Here is a 17,316-nt window from a genome sequence, read left to right as displayed (position 1 = left end):
GCGATTCAGGTTGTTTTCGTCGGTTCCTGCTCAGGCGCAGTAGCCGCTTCACGACTGTCGAGAATATGTTTGACGACGAACATGCCGCTCATCATCAGGTAGGCCACAACAAACATCATCGAGCTGCCTTCGGCAAAACCCACTGCCGGGGAGTGAATCACACCAAACAGCGACAGCAGTGCACCGAAGGCGGCGGCAATCGCCCCACGTAACGGCTTGTTCATGATGGCGAAGATAGCGACACAGCCCCACAGCATACTGGCCAGCGGCGCACCGCTTCCCAGATGCACCAGCCCGTCGTAGTACACGCCTTTACTGTGCAGCAGGTCACTGCCCAGTTTCCCCGCAGAGGTTCCGGCGGCCCCCATTACGCTGTTAACGATGGTCAACGCCCAGTTGGCAATCCACGGGAACAGACAAATGAAGATGACGGGAACCTCGACTTTGGGCGTTTCTCGCACCACCTGGTTGGCGGTCACCACGCCGATAAACACCAGAATCGGCACTATCGCGGTCATCGGAATAATGGCGAGCATAAACGCGCCCAGCCCAAACAGCGGTACCAGGAACATGGTGATACCAGATGCCAGGGTATAACCGATGCTGGCGCCCATTGCTTTCCAGCCCGCGTGCCCAACATACACAGTCACCGGGAACGGGTTACCCAACATGCAGCCAAGCATGGAGGCAAAACCGTTCGCCATCATAACTTTACGGGTGTTGTACTCATCGCCCGCGGCGTGCGCACTTTCAATGTTCTCGAGGTCAAAAATATAGTTCGCCAGACCCAGCGGAACTGCAGAAGCCAGATACGGCAGCGCATGCGGTAATCCTTGCAGGAAGCTGTCGACATGGATTTCTGGCGGGTTAAAGCCAAAAGACGACATCGAGGCTTTAATCGCTTCCGGGCTTTGCAGACCGGAGATCCATGCCAGGGCCGTACCGGCAATCAGCAGCAGCAAACCGGTCGGAATGCGGGCAAAAATCGGTTTCTTACCGAACCAGTTGATGAAAATCAGCAACAGGACGATGAAAGAAACGGTTGGCGCTTCAAACGCCTGCAGCATGGGGTTCATCGCCAACAGCAGCAGCCCCAGGCCGGATAAACAGGAGAGCAGTACCGTACGCGGGATCATCTTGCGGATGGTCTCGCCAAGGAAGGAGCCACCCACCAGGATCAACGCTTCCACAAAGCACCATACCAGTGCTATCTGGATGGCGAAGTTAGCATCTTTGGTTTGCTGATAAACCGGCATCAGCACCAGGAACGTCACGGTAAAGATTGACGGTGCGCTGGGACCGGACGGCAACGCCGTTACATCATTACGGCCGGTGTGTTTTGCCATCTGCAAACCAAACCAGGCGTAACAGATACTGGCCACCAGCACCGCCAGACCAAAGGCAGGCGCAATGCGGCCGTAAACTATTTCAGTCGGGATGCCGACAACAAAAATGAGCAGCCCCATCATTGTCAGCAGGTTAGTCAGGTTGTTGGTCATCAGCCCGAAGTAAGCCGCCCAGTCACCACGTTTCCATTCTAGTTTTATGCTGTTCATGGAATATCCTTTACAGGTTAAGCATCGTTTGCGATCGCGGAGATCGCCCAGCCCTGCAGGTAAGCAACGTTTTTCGCTTCGCTACCGTGGGGCTAACGGTGTTAGCCCCGGTTATTGTTATGAGCAGTAGCGGTCACGCCAGTTGAGGATCGCCTTTTCAAAACAGGCGAACGGCGGGTGTACAATTCCGGCACCGATCATGCCGATCCCGGCATCTTTATGCGCAATCGCGGTATTGATCACCGGCAGAATACCGGTACTACCTACGCGCGTAATATCGATAGCCGTTGGTACCCCCATAAAACCGAGCAACGGAATGGTGACGTTCGGGTTTTCACCCAACGTGATTTCACGCATCTGGCGAGAGAAGTCGACGGCTTCTTCAACCGTACCGCCCACCAGCGCCACGATGGCCGGTGCCGTCGCCATCGCGAAACCGCCAATACCGTAGGTTTCGGTAATCGCGCTATCGCCGATATCGCGCCCGGAATCTTCCGGCTTATAGCCCGCAAACATCGGGCCAATCACCTGCTGCGCCGGACCGGTAAACCATTGACCCGGTAAACCACTGATGCGCAAACCGAACTCAACACCGTTACGCGCCATCGTCGTCACCACGGTGCTGTATTCAATGCCGTGCGCAGCGTCCATCGCCGCTTTACACATCGCCATCCAGGTCGGGCCGGAGAAGTAATCACTGCTGAGGACAAACTCAAACACTTCCCGCTGTTGCTCAACCGGATAACCGGTCTGAATGATCCACGGCGTCAGCGCCTGAATCAGCAGTGCCGTCCCCGCATTGTTGCGGTTATGGCACTCATCGCCCATGTGCAACGCCTGCGCCAACATCAGACGCAGATCGATTTCACCTGCCAACTTCATGGCATCACGCAGCATTGGGCCCATCACATCGCGCATCCAGTTCAGACGATCGATAACGCTCTGATCGTTCGCCCCCATACGCAGGATCTTCGCCATCTGCTCGCTCATATTGGTATATGCGCGGTTGCCGTAGGTTTTGTTCTCAACGATGTGCATGAACATTGAGGCAGAGGTGACGCCCGCCATCGATCCCACACAGTCATGTTCGTGGCATGGGGAGAAGATAATTTCGCCAGAAGCCGCCAGTTCTGCGGCTTCATCCAGATCTTTTGCCAGTCCTTCAAATACCAGCGCCCCGGTGACTGCCCCTTTCATCGCACCGCACATTTTTTCCCAACGGATTGGCGGCCCGGCGTGCAGGATGGTGTTACGGGTCATGCCCGGCACCACGTTAATGGCCTGGTCATACCCCACCAGCACAGGATGTGACTGGATAATGCGTTCCAGCGCCAGCTGATTAGCGGCAGCAATTTTGTCTGCCAGCGGAGAATCGGCAATCTGATCCAGCGCCGCGACCACCTGCATGTTGCCCTGCCCTGGCGGAGTCCAGTCGAGTTGGGTCACCGGTACGTTCTGCTTTTTCAGGTCATCGCTGAACATCGCGATGCCAACGTTAATCACATTCAGCGGCTGGTTAAACAGTGTCTGGCTCATCAGGCTTCCTCCCCTTTACAGATAAATTCACGCGCCAGCAATCCGGTGTTGGTGCTACTGCTCGCCCAGATAACCCCGGCATCGGTCAGCATCTGGCACTGTTTTTCCAGTGACGGCGTATCCTGATCGGTTCCCAGCACATAGCCGAGGATCTCAAGCGGACGCCCCTCTGCCGCGGCGATCGCTTTGGCTTCAACGATCGCCTCGAGCATCACGCCAACCGGATCTTCGTGCGATCCAAAGCCGAGGACGAAGTCCATCACGATCACGCCAACTTCAGGATCGCGTGCTTCCTGCAACAGACGACTAATGCGGTTGGTGGGATCGATCATCGGGTGCGGTTTGCCATTGGTAAAATCGTCATCACCGAAATCGAGGAAGGTATGCGCCACGCTGCGGTTGAGATCTTTCAGGCGGAATGCCGGATCGGGGTGGATATTGCTGTACACTTCGGCGTGTTTTTCCATGGCGGCAAACATCGCCTCATCGCACAACGTGCCGCCACAGAACAAGCCACGGATGTACTTTTGCTGTGGAGTCAGACGGGCGCGAACCTCTTCAATCAGCGGCCAGTTGAGCGGATGCAGGTCCAGAGTCTCTTTTTTCACACCCGTCAGCAGTACCGCTTTCAGCGCAGCTTCTTTTGTGCCACGTGCGAACTGCAGCCCCGCTTCATCCGCAGGAGCGACATCACGTCCGAGGAAACAGACCACGACCGGTTTGCGGCAGGCGCGTGCGCGTTCCAGTACCTTACGGGCCACCGCAGGCGCAGGCGGTTTGGAGATCAGTGCAATGATTTCGGTTTGCGGATCGGCTTCCAACATGCCAATCGCGTCAAGCATCATCAGACCACCAATTTTCTCGCTCAGATCGCGTCCACCCGTGCCGATCAGTTGGGAAATACCGCCGCCAAACTCATGAATACGCACGCTCAGTTCCTGGCTACCGGTACCGGATGCCCCCACAATGCCAATGTTGCCGCGACGTACCGCATTACCAAAACACAGCGCCGCGCCGTTAATAATGGCGGTCCCGCAGTCTGGCCCCATCATCAACAGCCCTTTTTCGTGTGCCAGCTGCTTAAGTGCCAGTTCGTCCTCAAGAGAAACGTTGTCTGAGAACAGCATCACATTGAGGTTATTTTGCAGTGCCTGACGTGCCTCACGTGCGGCAAACAGACCGTTAACCGAGATAACCGCCAGGTTGCTGTCAGGTACGTGTTTTTTAGCACTGGCGAGCGTGGCGTAGCGCGCTTCATGCTGGCCGCCCTGCTCTTTATGCGTGAACAGATCTTCAATCGCCACCAGCGTCTGCTCGTTCGCCGCTTCACTCGCGCCTTTAATGACAATCATCAGATCGCCACTCTTCGCGTCTTCCAGCTCAGGCGTAAGCAAGCCAAGATTCTTCAACACACCCTTGTTCATTTCTGTCGCCATTGCCACGAACGCCTGCTCCACACCATCGAGCTTATTTGCGCGTGTTGAAATAGACATCAGTGAGACAGAATCAAAATACGTATTCTTTTTAACAACTATCCTGATCGACATAATTCCCTCCGGACCTGTGGCTCAGGGCGCAGGCATCCGCCATGCCGTATAGCATGTCGCAGCCAGAACTTGAGCCGATATTTTTAATATCAGTTATATATTGCGTAGAAACGTGTTGTTGCTCATTAATAATATGGTTCAGCAGTCGTGCGACACTTTCCCGATAGCGCTGATGAAAAGCCTCCTCCAGCGTAATTTTACTGAGTAATGTCGTATTATTTCCGTCACGCTGCAAGGCGGCTAAAAACTCTCTCCGATATTTTTCCAGCGGGTGTCCTGGAATAAATAAGATAGTACTTAGACCCACTAAATAATCATCGGATGATGGCGTCAGCCCAATACCCAGACCAATTAAACGGCTGACGGCAGCAGAGATATTTTCTCCTGTGTTCAGCGCCGTCATTAATGTCTGGCGACGCTGTAGTAATTCGCGGGTGATCTCCTGATAAAACGGGTTGTCACCCTGGTACAGAAATAATGTGTCATCGTTTTTAAGCTGTTGGCGGATATCCTCTTCCCAGCGCTGCCACCGAATAGCTGAGAACGCGGTTGCATCTGGCGTCCACTGCGGCATTCGCCACGGCAGGCACCCGGAAGTCTCTATCCACTTATCCTTACCAACGACAATCCCTGATTCGGTAAAACTGACCGGCTCACCGGGATGAAACAGGTCTTCACAATGCGTCAGCGCCAGCCGACAGCTATTGGGCGCGTTATCACAGCCTTCACTCAGTAACGTCAATAATCGCTGCTGCTCGGGTATGAACAGATTCACCGCGCGGGAAAAAACCTGTTCGACTCGCCCGGTACCCCGGAATGAAAGAAACGCGCCGTCAGCGGTTAGCGCCCGAACGCATCGCCGTGATGGCGTGGCGATAGCGGCGCTCCTCTGTCAGGCTCCGGCGGCAATCAGCAGCTCGGCGATTTCGTGATACCCCTTTTCCCTCGCCAGCTCTAGCGGGGTTTTACCGTATTTATCCGTCATGTGCGGGTTCGCGCCATGGTCGAGCAGCAGCTTGACGATCTCCTGCTGCTTCGCGCCACCGTCGTTGAGTACGATAGCTTCCAGCAGCGGCGTCCAGCCAACGAAATTAGTGTGGTTGACGTTAATATCGGTATGCAGCAGCAGCTCACGGACGATCTCAACATGACCTTTCTCACTGGCAGGCGTAATGCCGACACCGCCAAAACGGCTCAGGCGCTCAAGATCCGGGTTAGCCGGTAATACCGTGCGCAGCAGTGTTAAATCATTTGTCAGGCAGCTAATCAGAAATGGATTAAAACAGGTTTGATCTTGTTTATTAATATCAGCACCGGCAGCAATCAATAAAGAAACGCAGTCATAATGTTTATTCAGGCTGGCAATAATAATGGCAGTACGGCCCTGGCGGTTGGTGGCATTAATATCCACATTTTTTTCCAGACAGGATTTTAATCCTTCGGCGTTACCCTGTTCTGCCGCCAGCAGAAATTCAGTAATAAGTTCTTTCTCTGACATAATCACTCTCCTGCAGTTTTTTAGACTCTTCATATTTCCGATAACCTGAGAATAGCAACAGAGTTTAGAGAATGACATCCGCTTAAATTTCATTCATCGTAAGCGTGTCGATTGTTGAATCAAATTTAACAATGAGAGTAAAACGTGCTGTAGTGCAATCTTTCCCTTATGACTGAAGCCGTTTTAGCGATGAATCAGAGCCTGTGGATATCAGGCGGCATGCAGCACAAATAGCGGGTCTCAACTAAAATACAGAAGTGTGATTGCCTTCAAATCAAATGTAACTCTAGTGTTAAATTCTGTTCAAAACTGATTGCTCTCGATAAGGATTACAAATACATTCAACAATCATCGTATCGTGGACATCGCCGCATGGCCTGAGGGGAGAACGGATGAATTCAATTTTTACCGAGGAAAACCTGCTGGCCTTTACGATGGCAGCGCGCTATAGCAGTTTCAGCAAGGCCGCTGAGGAGCTTGGCTTAACAACGTCGGCCATCAGCTACACCATCAAACGCATGGAGATGGGACTCGATGTGGTGCTGTTTACCCGCAATACCCGCAGCATTGAGCTCACTGAGTCCGGTCGCTACTTCTTTCGCAAAGCAACCGACCTGCTGAATGACTTCCACGCCATCAAGCGCAGCATCGATACCATCGCCCAGGGGATTGAAGCCAGGGTGCGCATTTGCATTAACCAGCTGTTGTATACCCCACAGCACACTGCACGGCTGTTACAGGTGCTCAAAAAGCAGTTTCCGACCTGCCAGATAACCGTGACCACCGAGGTCTATAACGGCGTCTGGGACTCGATCATCAATAACCTGGCCAATATCGCTATTGGCGCGCCCGATACCCTGCTGGACGGCGGCGGGATTGATTACACCGAAATCGGTGCGATTCGCTGGTCGTTCGCTATCGCACCGGATCACCCACTGGCGTTTATGCCTGAGCCAATTTCAGAAAGTCAGTTGCGTCTGTACCCAAACATTATGGTGGAGGACACCGCGCACACCATCAACAAGAAGGTCGGCTGGTTGCTGCACGGGCAGGAGTCGATTCTGGTTCCTGATTTTAATACCAAGTGTCAGTGCCAGATTCTGGGTGAAGGCATCGGTTTTTTACCGGACTATATGGTACGCGAAGCGATGGAAAAGTCGCTGCTGGTCACGCGACAGATCCATAACCCTCGTCAGGATTCACGCATGCTGTTGGCAACCCAGCACGCGGCAACCGGTCGCGTAACGCAGTGGATTAAAAAAGAGTTTGGCCCACAAGGAGTACTGACGGGGATATATCAGGATCTGCTGCATCGGCAGTGATGTGCCGGATAAGACTATCCGGCGGAAATCAGTCTTCAGGCGCGAATATCGTCGTACTCGCGCGTTTTATCAAACTCATGTTTGGCAAACGGACACAGCGGGATCACTTTGCGGTTTTCGGCGCGCATTTTCTCCACCACCTTCGCCACCAGCAGTTTACCCACGCCCTGACCTTTCAGACTGGGGTCAACATCGGTATGCTCAATGATGCTCAGATGCTCGCCTGTCGGCACAAAAACAATCTCGGCGACCTGCTTGCCTTCAGCATCGTTAACATAAAACTTGTTATGGCCTGCAAGAATTTCCATGGTTCCCTCACTTATTTCTGGCGATATTTCAGCGCACCACTCGGACAGGTATCAATAACCCTGATAACCGTCGCAACATCGACTTCATCCGGGATGATCCACGGTTTACGCTTCAGGTTGAAAAGTTTTGCGCTTCCCCGAACGCAATTGCCCGAATGTTGGCACATCCCCGTGTTGAAATAGACATCGATCTTCTCGCCGGTATAGGCCCGGTAACCTGCATCCAGTAGTTCCTTATCCACGACATTGCCTCGCATTTTTTTATTGTCTGGGTCTAATCATAGACCCATGCGAGGCTGAAGGAAGCGGCTGAAAGCAGAAATATCACTCGGCCCTTGTGTGCAACGACGGCTGCGGCTCCATCGGCAAATACTCCAGCATCGCCGGTGTTGGCGGCGGCAGGCGATTATCGGCAATATCTCTGTCCACATCGATATGGCTGATCTCGCCATTCTCATGATGGTGAACCGTCAGCACCCTCGCTTTGTTCAGCTCTGTAACCAGCTCGCGGGTAATGCGTAAACTTTCAGCCAGCTCATGGTCTTCCAGACCCGGCCTGCGACTGCGTCGCTCCACCCGGAAACGATACTGGTTGTACTTCGCCCAACCTATTAGCACCAGTCCGTTGACCAGGGCGATAAGGATGTAAAACGTCACCGTATCCAGGGTCGTGAAAAAGGGGCGAACCCCCATATACGGTGAATGCGCCAGTGCGACGATCAGCCCTTTATAAATCAGGTATAAGAACCCAATCCAGGCAATAAGCGTCAACACGACGTCGATGAGGCGCGGCAGCAGACGCCGTTCGGTAAAAATCAGCGGTTGGTTCATGATTCAATCCTCCCGATACCGCGGTCAGGACTGACCCAGCGCGCCCTGCCGCGTTTGCGTTTGAGCATCACTTTGGGGAACGCCACCAGCGTGGTGAACAGACTCAGCATCCAGTACACCACCGGGAACCAGATGATCCAGAACAACGAGGCCCCAATCCCTTTTTCATAGCGCCGTTCAATCATCAGGCTCACCGCGAACTGCAACAGGCAGACCACGCCGAGGATAAGTCCAGTGAAGGCTGGCGGGAACAGATGCTGAACATACAGCGTGTCTGGCATTGGGAATAGCAGCCCTAACAAGAACAGCACGATACTAACCGCATAAGCAAATGCCCAGGCGGTAGAGAAACAGAACTCAAGGAACAGTGGCCACATACGGCGGAATTCCCACGACCACAAGCGGCGCATGTTAACGATAAACACCTCCGCACCACCTTGTGCCCAGCGCAGGCGCTGCTTCCACAGTCCTTTCAATGTTTCAGGCATCAGGATCCAGCACAGTGCGCGTGGCTCAAAGAATACCGACCAGTGGCGCAATTGCAGCTTCCAACTGATGTCGATATCTTCGGTGATCATGTCCGGGCTCCAGTAACCAACTTCAGCCAACGCCCGGCGACGAAACGCGGCAACGACACCTGAAACAGTAAATATCTGCCCGTAGACTCGCTGGGTACGCTTGATTAAGCCGATAATCGACGAGAACTCACCGACCTGTACACGGCCAATTAACGTCGAACGGGTGCGAATACGCGGGTTACCAGTCACCGCACCAACGCGCGGGAACTGGATAAGCGGAGCCACGATATAGGCGACCGCATCACGATCCAGTAACGCATCCCCATCGATGCAGACCAGGTAATCACTGCGCGCTGCTGCTGCACCGGTCTTAAGCGCCAGGGCTTTCCCCTGGTTTTCCGCTAAGTGAATCACTCGCAGGCTTGGGTACTCTGTTGCCAGCTGTTCCAGTACATCGTGCGTGTCATCTGTCGAACCATCATTGATGGCAATAACTTCAATATTCTTATATCGCTGAGCCAGTGCTGCCTCGATCGTCTCACGCGCGTTGATCCCTTCGTTAAAACACGGGATCAAAATCGAGACCAGCGGATTTCCCTCCAAAGTAGGCGGCGGCGTTTCATCTCCCCATTTCCAGTGACGCTCGCGGTAAAACCAGAAATAGACCCCGCCGCTTATCCACAATGCAGACATGAACAAGGGCCAGAAGAAGACAAAGTTCAACATCACTTCACCCGTGAAGACGACAGCCACGCCAAACGGCAGGCTGAACATCAGGCAAAGTATCAGGAAAGCAATTATGCGATCGGTCATTTTTGCGGGTACCAGTATGAGGAGAACGTCGAACGAATCTCTGACATCTCAGGTTTATCGCTGATGAAATCATCCGGGTAATAGCCGTAGTTGCCTGCGCCGCTTAACTTAAGCTGACGCATCCATTCGGCGAGTTGTTTACCACTGATTTCGGCCTGTTCCCCGGATTTACGCCAGTCGCGTGCCTGCAGTTCAAACACGGTTTTATCCAGCGCGCCGGGAGTCTGTGCAACAGCATTCACCAGTCGGTCGAGCCAGGCGTTAGCATCATTAGCCGGAATTTTTTCCATGAATGGCATCGCCATGGGGGCTGTCCAGTCATAGGTATTCAGGAAGTCATTCAGGTTTTGTGCAAACCAGGCTTCACTTTCAGGTTCCAGTACCGGCATAGCATAGATATTACGGGCGGTTTGCACCTGCGGACCGCGAATATTGCGTACCGATTGCGTCAACTGCTTAGTGAAGTCGATCAGCATCTTACTTTTCAGGCGAGTCCAGCGCTCAAACGCCTGAGGGTTATTACGGATTTGCTCGATGCTTCCCGGAAGTCCTGCGGCACGGTAGGCGGCTAACGCCTCCGGCGACGCATCTTCAAAATCCGTCAGGAAGGCATCATCATGGAACAAGATACCTTTGAAGCTGGCGTGCTTCGCCAGGTCTTCATAGATCTCGGTAATGCGTTTACGCGCTTCGCTATCCCACGGAGAAAGACGCACATACTGTTCACGATCGATAGCCGTACGTCCGGTTTTTGGATCCCATGCCGTTACACGCGGAATTGAGGCATCCAGATCGAAAGCCAGTACCGGCATCCAGGCGTACACGGTAACCCCGGCACGGGTTTGTAACTGCCAGGAAATATAGTTAAACAGATCGGCGCGCATCGGCAGCCAGCGGTTAGGGAAATAGACCTCGCGAATATTCCCGTCGCCCTGCGGATCGGCATATGCCTGCAGGAAGACATGAGAGATACGCATGTCATAGACACGCTGAATCAGCTTATCGATGTTTCTCTTCTGTTGGGCGGGGTCTTTGTCGTAGACGTAATCCAGATCGACATGCATCACGCGCATCGTCTGCGGTTCGCGCACCTGAGCAACCTGGCTGGCAAAACGCTTGAGCGATGGGTTATCAGAAATCAGTACGCGCGGGATGTCATCAAGGAATGCCGCATTCGCCAGCCCTTCATTGAGCGTAAACGCCATCTTATAACCTTGCTCTTTGGCCAGGTTTAAGGTCGTCCCACTGGCGGCACCGTATGGCCAGACCCAGGCACGTGGCGATTTCCCCGTTACCGCTTTAATTTTATTGGTGATCAAAGAGATATCGGTATTAATACGGCGATAGTATTGCTCGTCCGTTTCGTAAGTGCCGGTTTTCTTATCGTAAAGGCGGTTTGCCACAGCAGGTTCTTTACTTCCCTGCGGGTTCGCCTCTGCACCGAAATGCGAGTTCCAGGTATGCGCGCCGATTTCCACCAACGGCGATTTGCCCATTTCCTCGACCATCTTCCAGGTGGCGAATTTGTCGCGCGCCGTCATCAGGCCACCAAAATCGACTTTTTTGTCCGCAGGGGCATCCACCCAGCTTCCAACCGGTGCCCAAAGGGCTGGCCAGTTGTAAGCTTTCAGCAGCGGCCAGACGCGGGTATAGAAACTGCTATACCCGTCATCAAAGGTGAGCAGAACCGCTTTTTCCGGCAGCACGATTTTACCGTCATGAGCATCCAGAATTTGCTGGACGCTGATCGGGTTATAGCCATTATCACGCAGCCAGGCTATTTGATCGCTCAACGCACTGGTACGCACAGAGAGGTAGCGCTGATCGGCTGCATCATCCTCTACATCGTGATAGCCGAGAACCAAAAAACTATTTTTTGGCCACGGGTGATCGGCCGTCAGCGGCGTTCTCTCATCAGGAGGAACATAGCGAGGCGTCGTATTGTGCGCACTGCTGCACGCGGTAATCATCAACCAGCCAGCGATGAGTGCGCTAAGCCATAGGCATCTTTTCAGCATGAACAATCCTTAAAACCTGACATTCAAATCGAAAGCGAGGGAGATATTCCGCTCACGTTTACCGTCGTAGGGGCGTTTATCCCACACCAGCATCACCCCGCCATCTACGACGTTGTTCCATTTAAGCCGTTGACCGTAACCCAACTGGACGATGGCCCCTGCGTCTTCACCTTGTTGCCAGTAGCCGCCCACGCCAGCCACTCCCTGCTGTGTCCACACGGTGTCATAGTGTCGGTAAAGAACCTGCTCCGCGGTCAAGCCGGGTACCACGGAGAAATCACTTTTGGGGTTGTAATACGGCACATTCTCTTTGGTGTTGGTGCTACCGCCGATTCCCGGGGTAAAGTCCAGCGTGAAACGCGGTGTTGTCCACATACGCTCTTTTCCGCTAAGCCCGTATTCGATACGATCGTTACCATCCGAGAAATGTGAAGCGGCAAACGACAATTGATACTCTCGCCGTTCGTTTTGGTACCAGCGGACATACATATCGCCGCCGTTGGCATATACGCCGCTACGCAGCGCACGCAGTGGCGTATTGCGGGAAAGACGCTCTGCTGACCCCCCCACACGCCAGTTATCATTGAAGTCATGCCAGGCTGAAAGACGGCCCCCCAGTTTCTGCCCGTCGCCATAATTACGGCCAGACAGTTCCATTTCGGCCCAGTAATCACGTGAAGTCCATTCAGCACCAGCCGCCAGATCGCGGCTGATGCCTTTTCCTTCTTCAAACTCGCCGGTGGCAAAGTTGAAACCGGTAAACAGTCGCCAATTGTCATTAATCGGCGGGCTGTAAATCGCAGTATTAATGTTGAAGTCATTCTTACCGCTGACCGGACTATCGGAGGAGATCCCCTGCGTACCGCTGATACGCACTTCCGACATTTTATGCACATCACGGATCCGTGCCAGGCGCAGCGTCGCTTCGTCATCCGGGCTACGGGCGATGACATCATCGGTCAGCTCGTCGGCCTGTTTCCACTCCTGAAGATCCAGCGCCACATAGGCCTGCTGACGCTCCAGCTCCAGGTTGCTGGGCTCGATCACTTCCGCAAGCTTTAGCTCTTTTTCCGCCGCATGTGGCAATCCACGGGCTTCCAAAACGGAGGCATAGGTTATGCGCAGCCCCTGGTTACCTGAACCTGTTCGTGCCAGATGTTCTGAGAGTTTTTCTGCCTCTGGCAGTTCATTGGCAGCAAGATGATATTGCGTCAGCAGCGTCTGCCCGAGCAGCCAGTTATCGTTAGGCTGTGGCGTTGGCGAGCCATAGATACGACGCAGATACGGGCTCTCTTTGATCAAGTCATCGACTTGTTTTTTAGCGGCAGCAAAATTTTCATTATCAATATGCGCATAGAACAGATCCTGTTGATCTTCAGGACTGAGCGGCGTCACAGGGATAGGTCCGTTCGGATAATAGATGCTCGCCAGCATTGCTTCGGTCTTTTCCGGCTGACGTTCGCTAAGCCACGCCGAAGCCACCCAACGTTTGGCATAGTTGGGCACTTCACCGTCCGCGGAGAGAGATTCGTATTCCTGAATCACGTCGGCAGTACGCTTACGCACCAGCAGGGCGCCCATGCGATCAATTCTCGCCCGGCGCACATCACCCTGGGCTGCGGGATCATCTTTCCAGGCTGCCAGCAACTGGTCATAGCGGGCAAGCGCTTTATCCGCCACGAGAAAACGCTCATCTTCATTTCGTGCAGAGGTATAAGAAGCGCGCACCTTTTCGGCTGCAGCATCAAGCGCCAGACGCCGCTTAACGGGGTCAGATGTCGGAACCTCTTCCGTCAGTTCCAACGCAGGTTCAGCGACACGGTTGGCTGACAGCGCTGACAACAGCGTGGATTTCGCATTTTTGTTACCCGGATCGACTTCATCCGCCTGGCTGGCGACTAACAGCGCATCCCAGTTTTTCCCCTGTGAATGATACACATAGGCAAGCAGTGCATCAGAGTCAGCCCCCGGATGCGCGCGTGCCCATTTATTTGCTTCAGTCAGGGCCTGCTGATTGTAACGTGCATCCGCCAGCGTCATGATCCAGCCGGTACGTACATCGGCGTTCTCAGGCTCTTCCTGTACAACGCTCTCCCAGAGCGCTAATGATTCATTCCAGCTCTTCTGATTGCGATACGCACGCGCAGCGGCCACTTTACCGCGTGCAGGCACATCCATCTGCCCACGATACCGCTGCCAGATATCAATGGTTGCTTTATCGTTGTTATCAACCCAACCAGATACTTGCAGCCAGTCAGCCACCTGATTTGGCGTTAACGCACTTTTCTTTCCCTGCTCCTCAAGGTAGCGCAATAACGGTGTGCTATTACCACCTCGCCCTTCAATAATCAACGCATCATAATCTGATACTGCTGCAGAGGCTTGCATTGGGAAAAGAACGCTTGCCGTAAATAAACAGGTTACTGACTTAAAGCGTTTAATAAAGTTGGCATGTCGACGCATACTGAACATATCTGCCCTTATATCTTACATCACAGTAAAAATAAGCGTTTTCAATAAGTTACAGTCATTCCCTGACGGTTGCCGACCATGTAAAGTGCACTGCCGCTTATTTCGTAATATGACTAAAAATCATTTAATTCTTTCGTCTTATTGACTCTCTATGACTCATCCACACGTCGTTGGGAGGCAGGCGAAAGCTCAGGAATTTTATCACTCAGTGTGGGGTCTTGCTATGTTATAAGAAAACTCTTAGGCAAAAAAAGTATTTTAAACCAAATTATCCTAATACTCTTGGGATCGAATACTGGATTTAGATTAAGTTTCCGTGACGAAACCACGTAACGATGATAACTATTATCAGCAAATATAGAAACACCAGGTAACTGTTTGCCTGATAAGCATTTTGAGAATTGACAGGAAAAACCTGATAATTAACAGTAACTGATAACACTATAAATAACATCAGTTAATTTTAAACGGCTAAGTTTCAGGGTGAAACGAGCAACACAAAACCAGGTAAAAAGAATTAGATAAAGATATAACAAAATGAAATTAAAGGATTTTATTAACAGTAAGTTTATCCACTACCAAAAATGGCATTGTGGAATCCCCCAATGAACCACCGCAGGTAATTGTTAATTTCACTATGCCCAAGTGTATTTATCATTCCACAAAACTGTGCTTATCTATTTGTTAAATTATTGGCGATATCAACGACAATCAATTTTTACCCTTACAAAATATAAGCCTAATGCTATTGAATGATGTCCATTGAACCATAAGCGTTTGCGCTTACCCTTTGCGCATTCTTTCAGGTAATCTGGCAAAAGACGCCAACGGGAGCTGGTCAATGAAAATCGTTAACGCAGAAGAAAAGCACATCCCCGCTATCCATACTATCTACGCACATCATGTTCTTCACGGAACTGCCAGCTTTGAGACTGACCCGCCAGATACTCGCGAAATGCTTGTTCGCCTGACTAAGATCCGCGAGCTGGGGTTGCCGTGGGTTGTGGCCCTGCAGGACGAAAAAGTCATCGGTTACTGTTATCTCACCCGCTACCGTGAGCGCTATGCCTACCGCTATACGCTCGAAGATTCGATTTATATTGATCCGGCAGCACAACGTCAGGGTGCGGGCAAAGCGCTACTACACCATGTCATTACATGGGCAGAAACACACGGCTACCGACAGATGATTGCCATCGTCGGCGACAGCAATAATCAGGGATCGCTGAAAGTCCACCAGCAGGTCGGATTTACCGAGGTCGGCACGCTAAAGAATATTGGCTTCAAGCATGGTCGCTGGCTCGATACCGTATTGCTACAACGTAATCTGGGTGAAGGTAACAGCACACTGCCGCCCGATGCTGGCGTGATACTCTGAGGGAAAACGGAGGGGGGGAAGACCCCCTTAATACTAATTAAGGCCGTTTGCCTGCTTTACCTACCAGCTACTCGCCATCTTCCTTTGCGAAAGCACTTTTTGCGCATCCGGGAGGATTTCCTGCACCTCATCAGGCTCACCGCATCTGCGGGGCGTTTTGGAACATAAAGAATATCTCATTCAAGGATAACCAGTTATCGCAGGTAAATTTATTTTTATAAGCGTTATCAGAGATTGAGTGGTTAATATTAAATCTAATATACTCTTATAATTCTAAAGTGATGCAGGGGGATTATTCAATAGCGAATAATCCCCCTGCACCCCCTATCGTTCTATAAATGGGACACTGCTTCCCACTTTTCAATCTGGACGGGTTATAACACATGAATTATAAATGCATCTGTTTTCTATCTCTGAGGTTACACCATGAACAAGAACATATTTATCGCAGTATGCGCATTAGGTTTTGTGAATATTGCACATGCCGAAGTATATAAATTAGATAGTACGCATACGAATGCGACATTTAATATCGACCATTTTCAGACATCAACCAACCATGGTGGCTTTTACTCCATCAGCGGAGAAGTGAAATATCTTCCAGAGAAACAGCAAGGTGAACTGCAGGTAACCATTCCTGTAAAGTCTCTAAATACCGGTCTGGAAGCATTTGACAAGCATATCCGTAGCAGCGATATACTCGATGCAGAAAAATATCCGGATATTGTATTCAAATCAACAAAATGGAACTTCTCTGAGGGCAAACCTACCTCCATTGAAGGGATGTTGACGATGAAGGGGGTTACTAAACCTGTCACGTTAACGACGACAAAATTCGGCTGCTATATGAGTCCGGTTTTCAACGCTCAGGTCTGCGGTGGTGATTTCTCTGCAAAAATTGATCGTACCCAATGGGGGGTTGATTATCTCGTCAACATAGGAATGAGCAAAACAGTTGATATTAACATTCAGGCTGAAGCAATACGCCAATAACAAGGAAGTAAGAATGAAAGTGAATAAAACAGTTCTGGCCATAGCCTCTGTGGCTATGATGATGTCATCGGGTCTGGCGCAGGCCGAAGCATATAAAGCCAGCACCGAAGAGCACCCCATTAAAATGGTTAACATTGACTCTCTTGAAAATCAAGTAAAAGCCAGAATGGAAAAGGGAGCATTTGGTTATATTCGTGGAGGCGCGGAAGATGAAAATAATCTGCGCAGCAATACCGAGAGCTTTGATAAGAAATTTATCGTTCCACGAGTATTGCAAGGTATTGAATTAAAAAATATCAATCTTTCAACCAGCTTGCTGGGCATTCCGCTAAAAACACCAATTATCCAGGCGCCAATGGCAGCCCAGGGTCTGGCGCACGAAACCGGTGAACTCGCCACAGCCAGGGGGATGGCCCAGGTTGGTTCAATTTTCTCTTTAAGCACCTACGGAAATAAAACCATTGAGGACGTTTCCAGAGCATCAGGGGGAAATCCGTTCTTCTTCCAGCTCTATATGAGTAAAAAT

15 protein-coding genes are annotated in these 17,316 nt (G+C 51.6%); 4 read left to right on the top strand and 11 right to left on the bottom strand.

Going from position 1 to position 17,316, the window contains the following annotated elements; translation table 11 throughout:
* Positions 1–5: 5 nt before the first annotated feature.
* The 5 genes from NNN64_RS18640 to NNN64_RS18620 form a co-directional block, all read right to left on the bottom strand.
* Positions 6–1,556, bottom strand: coding sequence for a xanthine permease (locus tag NNN64_RS18640; RefSeq protein WP_137382677.1), 1,551 nt, complete (start codon positions 1,554–1,556; stop codon positions 6–8).
* Positions 1,557–1,673: 117 nt separating this feature from the next.
* Positions 1,674–3,092 carry a DUF1116 domain-containing protein gene (locus NNN64_RS18635; RefSeq protein ID WP_137382676.1) on the bottom strand — a complete coding sequence of 473 codons (1,419 nt, stop codon included), beginning with the start codon at positions 3,090–3,092 and terminating at the stop codon, positions 1,674–1,676.
* A complete protein-coding gene (gene fdrA, locus NNN64_RS18630; protein ID WP_271442350.1) occupies positions 3,092–4,639 on the bottom strand; it encodes an acyl-CoA synthetase FdrA in 1,548 nt (515 codons plus the stop codon). Before fdrA ends, NNN64_RS18635 begins: the two co-directional genes overlap by 1 nt.
* Positions 4,617–5,414, bottom strand: a complete 798-nt coding sequence (locus NNN64_RS18625) for a DUF2877 domain-containing protein (protein WP_271442349.1) — start codon at positions 5,412–5,414, stop codon at positions 4,617–4,619. The genes fdrA and NNN64_RS18625 overlap by 23 nt, the downstream gene beginning before the upstream one ends.
* A 117-nt stretch (positions 5,415–5,531) precedes the next feature.
* Entirely contained in the window at positions 5,532–6,137 is a 606-nt protein-coding gene (locus NNN64_RS18620) for an ankyrin repeat domain-containing protein (protein ID WP_271442348.1), read from the bottom strand.
* Between the two features lie 392 nt (positions 6,138–6,529).
* Here NNN64_RS18620 and NNN64_RS18615 point away from each other — a divergent pair, with 392 nt between their 5' ends.
* Positions 6,530–7,459 carry a LysR substrate-binding domain-containing protein gene (locus NNN64_RS18615; protein WP_271442347.1) on the top strand — a complete coding sequence of 310 codons (930 nt, stop codon included), beginning with the start codon at positions 6,530–6,532 and terminating at the stop codon, positions 7,457–7,459.
* A 35-nt stretch (positions 7,460–7,494) separates the two neighbouring features.
* On the opposite strand, the gene NNN64_RS18610 is transcribed toward NNN64_RS18615, so the two are convergent.
* The 6 genes from NNN64_RS18610 to pgaA all read right to left on the bottom strand — a co-directional run bounded on the left by NNN64_RS18610 (position 7,495) and on the right by pgaA (position 14,419).
* Complete coding sequence (locus tag NNN64_RS18610) at positions 7,495–7,767, bottom strand: GNAT family N-acetyltransferase (protein ID WP_101741591.1); 273 nt, start codon at positions 7,765–7,767, stop codon at positions 7,495–7,497.
* Positions 7,768–7,778: 11 nt separating this feature from the next.
* Positions 7,779–8,009, bottom strand: a complete 231-nt coding sequence (gene yjdI / locus NNN64_RS18605; RefSeq protein ID WP_005123368.1) for a 4Fe-4S mono-cluster protein YjdI — start codon at positions 8,007–8,009, stop codon at positions 7,779–7,781.
* An 82-nt stretch (positions 8,010–8,091) separates the two neighbouring features.
* Positions 8,092–8,598 (bottom strand): poly-beta-1,6-N-acetyl-D-glucosamine biosynthesis protein PgaD, encoded by a 507-nt coding sequence (gene pgaD / locus NNN64_RS18600; RefSeq protein ID WP_271442346.1) that lies wholly within the window; start codon positions 8,596–8,598, stop codon positions 8,092–8,094.
* On the bottom strand, positions 8,595–9,929 hold the full coding sequence (gene pgaC, locus NNN64_RS18595) for a poly-beta-1,6-N-acetyl-D-glucosamine synthase (protein ID WP_040232145.1): 1,335 nt from the start codon (positions 9,927–9,929) through the stop codon (positions 8,595–8,597). The genes pgaD and pgaC overlap by 4 nt, the downstream gene beginning before the upstream one ends.
* On the bottom strand, positions 9,926–11,947 hold the full coding sequence (gene pgaB, locus NNN64_RS18590; protein WP_137382670.1) for a poly-beta-1,6-N-acetyl-D-glucosamine N-deacetylase PgaB: 2,022 nt from the start codon (positions 11,945–11,947) through the stop codon (positions 9,926–9,928). Before pgaB ends, pgaC begins: the two co-directional genes overlap by 4 nt.
* Before the next feature lie 9 nt (positions 11,948–11,956).
* A complete protein-coding gene (gene pgaA, locus NNN64_RS18585) occupies positions 11,957–14,419 on the bottom strand; it encodes a poly-beta-1,6 N-acetyl-D-glucosamine export porin PgaA (RefSeq protein WP_333908965.1) in 2,463 nt (820 codons plus the stop codon).
* 841 nt (positions 14,420–15,260) lie between these two features.
* On the opposite strand from pgaA, the gene NNN64_RS18580 reads away from it, so the two are divergent.
* The 3 genes from NNN64_RS18580 to NNN64_RS18570 form a co-directional block, all read left to right on the top strand.
* Entirely contained in the window at positions 15,261–15,797 is a 537-nt protein-coding gene (locus NNN64_RS18580; RefSeq protein ID WP_271442345.1) for a GNAT family N-acetyltransferase, read from the top strand.
* 426 nt (positions 15,798–16,223) lie between these two features.
* Positions 16,224–16,790: a YceI family protein gene (locus NNN64_RS18575; protein WP_271442344.1), complete on the top strand. Its 567-nt coding sequence runs from the start codon at positions 16,224–16,226 to the stop codon at positions 16,788–16,790.
* Between the two features lie 13 nt (positions 16,791–16,803).
* A partial coding sequence (locus tag NNN64_RS18570; RefSeq protein ID WP_271442343.1) for an alpha-hydroxy-acid oxidizing protein occupies positions 16,804–17,316 on the top strand: 513 nt, incomplete at its 3' end.

It is taken from the genome of Citrobacter sp. Igbk 14, from assembly GCF_028069825.1.
In the GTDB taxonomy this organism is placed as follows: domain Bacteria; phylum Pseudomonadota; class Gammaproteobacteria; order Enterobacterales; family Enterobacteriaceae; genus Citrobacter.
The sequence above is the reverse complement of the archived record's forward strand: the minus strand, read 5'-3'. Positions and strand labels throughout refer to the sequence as shown.